Below are 4739 nucleotides of genomic sequence, written 5' to 3' on the forward strand. Positions count from 1 at the left end.
CTGAGCGCCCCCGGCACGCATCAGGGCGCGAGGCGCTCGCGCAGCCAGTCGCCGCCTTCGAGGCGGTAGCTCAGCCTGTCATGCAGGCGGCTCTTGCGGCCTTGCCAGAACTCCCAGCGGTCGGCAACCAGCCGAAAACCTCCCCAGTGCGGCGGGCGCGGAGGGTTGAGCATGAACTTTGCACTGTATTTGGCAGCGTTGGCCACCAGCACGCCGCGCCCGGCGATGACCTGGCTTTGCGGGCTGGCCCAGGCGCCAATGCGCGAATCCAGCGGGCGGCTGTTGAAGTAGGCATCGCTTTCCTCGTCGCTGACTTTCTCGACGCGCCCTTCGATGCGGACCACGCGCTCGAGCTCCACCCAGTGGAATTGCAGCGCGGCGAAAGGATTGCCGGCAATCTGCCGGCCCTTGCGGCTCGTGTAGTTGCTGAACCAGACGATGCCGCGCTCGTCATATCCCTTGATCAACACGACGCGCGTGCTGGGGCGCATGTCGCCTCCCACCGTTGCAAGCGTCATGGCGTTGGGTTCGGGAACCTCTGCGGCGATGGCCTCATTCAGCCACTGGTCAAATTGCTTGAGCGGGTCGCTCTGGGACGCGTCTTCGCTGAGTTCGGCGCGTTCGTAGCTTTTGCGCAGATCCGCAATGCGCGATGAAAGGGGAGTGCTCATGCGGCTATTGTGCCTCGCCCCGGCGCCCCTGGTTGCGAGCGGCGCCGGAAATCGGGCCGCTTACCTGATGACCGCGCAGGCCAGGCGCGCGCCCGCATTGCCCGTCGGCTGCGTGACATAGTCGTCCGGGTCGGCATGGACGATCAGGCCCCGGCCGGCGATGTCGTTGGCCGCGCCGGAAGCCAGGCTGATGCCGCGTATCTCGGCATTCACCCGGGCCACTCCGCCGGCATCGGCGAGCAGGCTCGGCAGGTCGCCGCCATGGTGGGCGCTCGCGCCATATTTCCCGTGGGCGGAGCCCGTGGGATTGAAGTGCCCTCCGGCGCTGTTGCCGTCGCCGCTGGAGCAGTCGCCTTTTTCGTGAATATGGAAGCCGTGCTCGGAATTGGGCTTCAGGCCGGTGATCACACCGGTGACGAGCACGGTATCGCTGCCTGTCTGCATGAAGCGCACGGTGCCTTTGACCTGGTTGCCGCGCGTCGGCTCGAGGTCCGCGCTGGCCCGCGGCTGGGTGGGAGATGTCGAAGCGCAGCCCGCGAGCGCGAACACGAATGCCGCCGAGGCGGCAGCAAGAGACAGATGGAATCGCATGGACATGATGGGAAAACCTCTTGTTACGTGGATGACACATTGCGCGAGCGGCAAACGCTCATGCATCCTCTTTTCGTTCCAGGTGCAGCAAGGGATGCCGCTTGGCCGAAAGTACGGCACGACCGCCATGAAACCAAGTCAAGCGAACAGATCAAGCTCAAGCATTTCAAATGCGCAGCGTTTGCGCGCGGCACCGGCACATCCTCGCATCAACTTCCCTGTTTGGGAAGGCGCAGCAGCCGCGCGAGCGCCTGGTCCCTGATACCCATTTGCAACAATTTCTCATGCGTGGCGAGCGCGTAATCGTGCGTCGTGCCGTATTTCCCGCTGGCCTGGCTGAAGATGCGGCGGTACTCGTCGTCATGGAGCACGCCCGTGTGGCTCGGGCTCTTTCTGGACAGGGTGAACGCCAGCGACCGGACGCCGCCGGCGCTCGTGTGGCAGTCCAGCCAGCGCGGGTCATAGACGCCCATCGGCATCTCGCGCAGCCACAGGTTGCGCAGGACTTCCTCGCCGTGCGCGCGGGCTATGCGGAAGATCACGCCCCTGCAACTGCCCCCGGACAGCATGCCGAAAACCAGGCCCGGGCACTCGGGCGTGCCGCGATTGACGCGGCTCCACATCTTGAGCGCGCGATGCCACCCGAACACCCTGGCGTCGCGCCGCTCGATGAAATCGAAATCCGGCCGCCAGATGAGCGAGCCGTAGCCAAATACCCACAGATCGTCCTTGCCACCCCATTCACGCAGTGCTCTTTCGAGCATGGGGGCGGGGTCGCGCACGGGGACAGCGGTCAACGACATGGCGGGCAATCTACAATCGACAGGTTTGATCCTTCCAACATAGCACGAATCAATTCTGAACGGAGTCTCACTCATGTCCTTCAATAGTTCCGACGACGACAGCCAGCAGCGTTTCGCCCTGGGTTTTCTTTTTGCCCTGATTGCCCTGGTGGTTTCGACCGTTGTTGGCGTGGTCGTCTACAAGCGCGGCATCGCCCACGCGCCCGCCCAGCCGGCAGCAGTCCAGAGCGTATCGGCCGATGGCGCCGCCGGCACGGGCGTGATCGCCGATGACGCGGCGTCCGTCGTCGTTCTGGTCAGCGGCGTGGTCAAATTCTATTTCGCCGTCGGCAAGGCGGAAGTCGCCGCGGGCGCGAACGATGCCCTGGCCGACGTGGTCAAGGGCGTCAACGGGGAGGGCAGGACAGCCGAGATCTCCGGCTACCACGATGCCACCGGTGATCTGGCGAGGAACGAGGAACTGGCCAAGCAGCGCGCCATCGCCGTGGCGGACACGCTCAAGTCGCTTGGCGTGGCCGAAGACAAGATCAAGCTGAAGAAGCCCGAGCAGTCGCTGGCCTCCGGCTCCAACGCCGAAGCGCGCCGCGTGGAAGTGATCCTGATCCCCTGATCCTGCGGCCCCATCCGGCCACCAAGGCCCATGCAAAGAGCCCGGCGCAAGCCCGGCTCTTTTTTTGTCGCCTGCTCGTCTCGTACATTGACCCATCCGGGGCCATGCAGGCAAAGCCTGCTCCCCTCATGCAGGCTTTTCCGTTGCCCAAGGCATCCGTCGCGGCTTTGCGCAGTACGATGGCCTTCAACGCCATATCTCTTGCCGTGCCCGCCGCATGGCCCGATAACATGCCAGTCCATCCCACGATTGAAGCCGTCACCGAGCGCATCCGCGAGCGCAGCACGGCAACCCGCACGGCCTATCTGGAGCAGGTCGATTTTCATTCCAAACGCGATCGCGGAGCGGATCGCCTGGGCTGCGCCAATGTGGCCCATGCCTTCGCCGCCATGCCGGGCCGCGACAAACTGAGCGTGGTGGTCGAGCGTGCCCGCAACGTTGGCATCGTGACGGCCTATAACGACATGCTGTCGGCGCACGCGCCGCTGCAGCACTATCCCGACCTCATCAAGACCGAGGCGCGGCTGCACGGAGCCACGGCGCAGGTGGCGGGGGGCGTTCCCGCCATGTGCGACGGCGTCACGCAGGGCACGCCCGGCATGGAGCTGTCGCTGTTCTCGCGCGACGTGATCGCCATGGGCACGGCCGTGGCGTTGTCGCACGATGTATTCGATGCCGCGCTGATGCTGGGCGTGTGCGACAAGATCGTGCCGGGCCTGCTGATCGGAGCGCTGCAATTCGGCCACCTGCCCACGGTGTTCGTTCCGGCCGGTCCGATGCCCTCCGGCCTCTCCAACGACGCCAAGGCCAAGGTGCGCGAACAGGCGGCGCAAGGACTGGTGGGCCGCGAGACCCTGCTGGACGCGGAAATGCATGCCTATCACGCACCGGGCACCTGCACCTTCTATGGCACGGCCAACAGCAACCAGATGCTGCTGGAAGCCATGGGACTGCATGTGCCGGGTACGGCCTTCATCAACCCCGGCAACGACATGCGCGCGGAACTCACGCGCGAAGCGGCGCGCACGGTGCTGCGGGCGGGCTGCCCGCCGATCGGCCAACTGGTGGATGAGCGCTGCATCGTGAATGCCATGGCCACGCTGCTGGCAACGGGTGGCTCGACCAACCATCTGATTCACTGGGTCGCGGTGGCGCGGGCGGCAGGCATCGTCATCGACTGGAATGATTTCTCGGCGCTCTCGGCGGTCGTTCCGCTGATCGCGCGGGTCTATCCCAACGGCAGCGCCGACGTCAACCAGTTCCAGGCGGCCGGAGGGCCGGGCTACGTGATCCGCGAATTGCTGGACGCCGGCTTTCTGCATGACGACGTGGCGACCGTGCGCAGCGGCGGCATCCGCGAATACACGCGCATTCCCGGGCAAAGGCAGGGGCGCCTGCATTGGGCGGACAGCGGCGCCACGGGGGACGACTCGATACTGCGGCCCGCGAGCGATCCGTTTCAGCCAACGGGCGGGCTCATGCTGCTCAAGGGAAACCTGGGGCGCAGCGTCATCAAGGTGTCGGCGGTTCCGCAGGACCGCCACGTCGTCGAGGCTCCGGCGCGGGTCTTCGATTCCCAGGGCGATCTGCAAAAGGCGTTCCATGCCGGAGAGCTGGACCGCGACGTGGTTTGCGTGGTGCGCTGGCAGGGCCCCAAGGCCAACGGCATGCCCGAGCTGCACAAGCTCACGCCGCCGCTGGCAGTGCTTCAGGGCAAGGGGTTCCGCGTGGCACTGGTCACCGATGGACGCATGAGCGGCGCCTCCGGCAAGGTGCCCGCCGCCATCCACGTCACACCCGAGGCCTTGGACGCAGGGCCGCTCGCCAAGGTGCGGGACGGCGATATCATTCGCCTCGACGCGGCGGCCGGCACGCTCGACGTGCTGGTGCCGCCGCAAGAATGGCAGAACCGCAAAGAGGCCACGATCCCGGAATCCGAACTCAAGGCCAATGGCCGCGGCTGGGGGCGCGAGCTGTTCGCGGGCTTTCGCCGCAACGCGCTTGGCGCAGAAGAAGGTGCTTGTACATGGCTGTAGAACTGACGGCGCTCGACGTGATGTCGGA

General features: G+C 65.8%; 5 protein-coding genes. 2 read left to right on the top strand and 3 right to left on the bottom strand.

Annotation, left to right across the window (positions count from 1 at the left end; translation table 11 throughout):
- Positions 1-20 precede the first annotated feature (20 nt).
- The 3 genes from pdxH to ABWP92_RS16500 form a co-directional block, all read right to left on the bottom strand.
- On the bottom strand, positions 21-671 hold the full coding sequence (gene pdxH, locus ABWP92_RS16490) for a pyridoxamine 5'-phosphate oxidase (RefSeq protein ID WP_353236495.1): 651 nt from the start codon (positions 669-671) through the stop codon (positions 21-23).
- A gap of 60 nt (positions 672-731) precedes the next feature.
- Entirely contained in the window at positions 732-1268 is a 537-nt protein-coding gene (locus ABWP92_RS16495) for a superoxide dismutase family protein (RefSeq protein ID WP_353236496.1), read from the bottom strand.
- Positions 1269-1471: 203 nt separating this feature from the next.
- Entirely contained in the window at positions 1472-2065 is a 594-nt protein-coding gene (locus ABWP92_RS16500; RefSeq protein WP_353236497.1) for a gamma-glutamylcyclotransferase, read from the bottom strand.
- Between the two features lie 73 nt (positions 2066-2138).
- On the opposite strand from ABWP92_RS16500, the gene ABWP92_RS16505 reads away from it, so the two are divergent.
- Positions 2139-2675, top strand: coding sequence for an OmpA family protein (locus ABWP92_RS16505; RefSeq protein ID WP_353236498.1), 537 nt, complete (start codon positions 2139-2141; stop codon positions 2673-2675).
- Positions 2676-2905: 230 nt separating this feature from the next.
- Positions 2906-4711 carry a phosphogluconate dehydratase gene (gene edd, locus ABWP92_RS16510; protein WP_353236499.1) on the top strand — a complete coding sequence of 602 codons (1806 nt, stop codon included), beginning with the start codon at positions 2906-2908 and terminating at the stop codon, positions 4709-4711.
- The last annotated feature ends 28 nt before the right edge of the window (positions 4712-4739 follow it).

It is taken from the genome of Diaphorobacter ruginosibacter, assembly GCF_040396215.1.
Taxonomy (GTDB): Bacteria; Pseudomonadota; Gammaproteobacteria; order Burkholderiales; family Burkholderiaceae_C; genus Diaphorobacter_A; species Diaphorobacter_A ruginosibacter_A.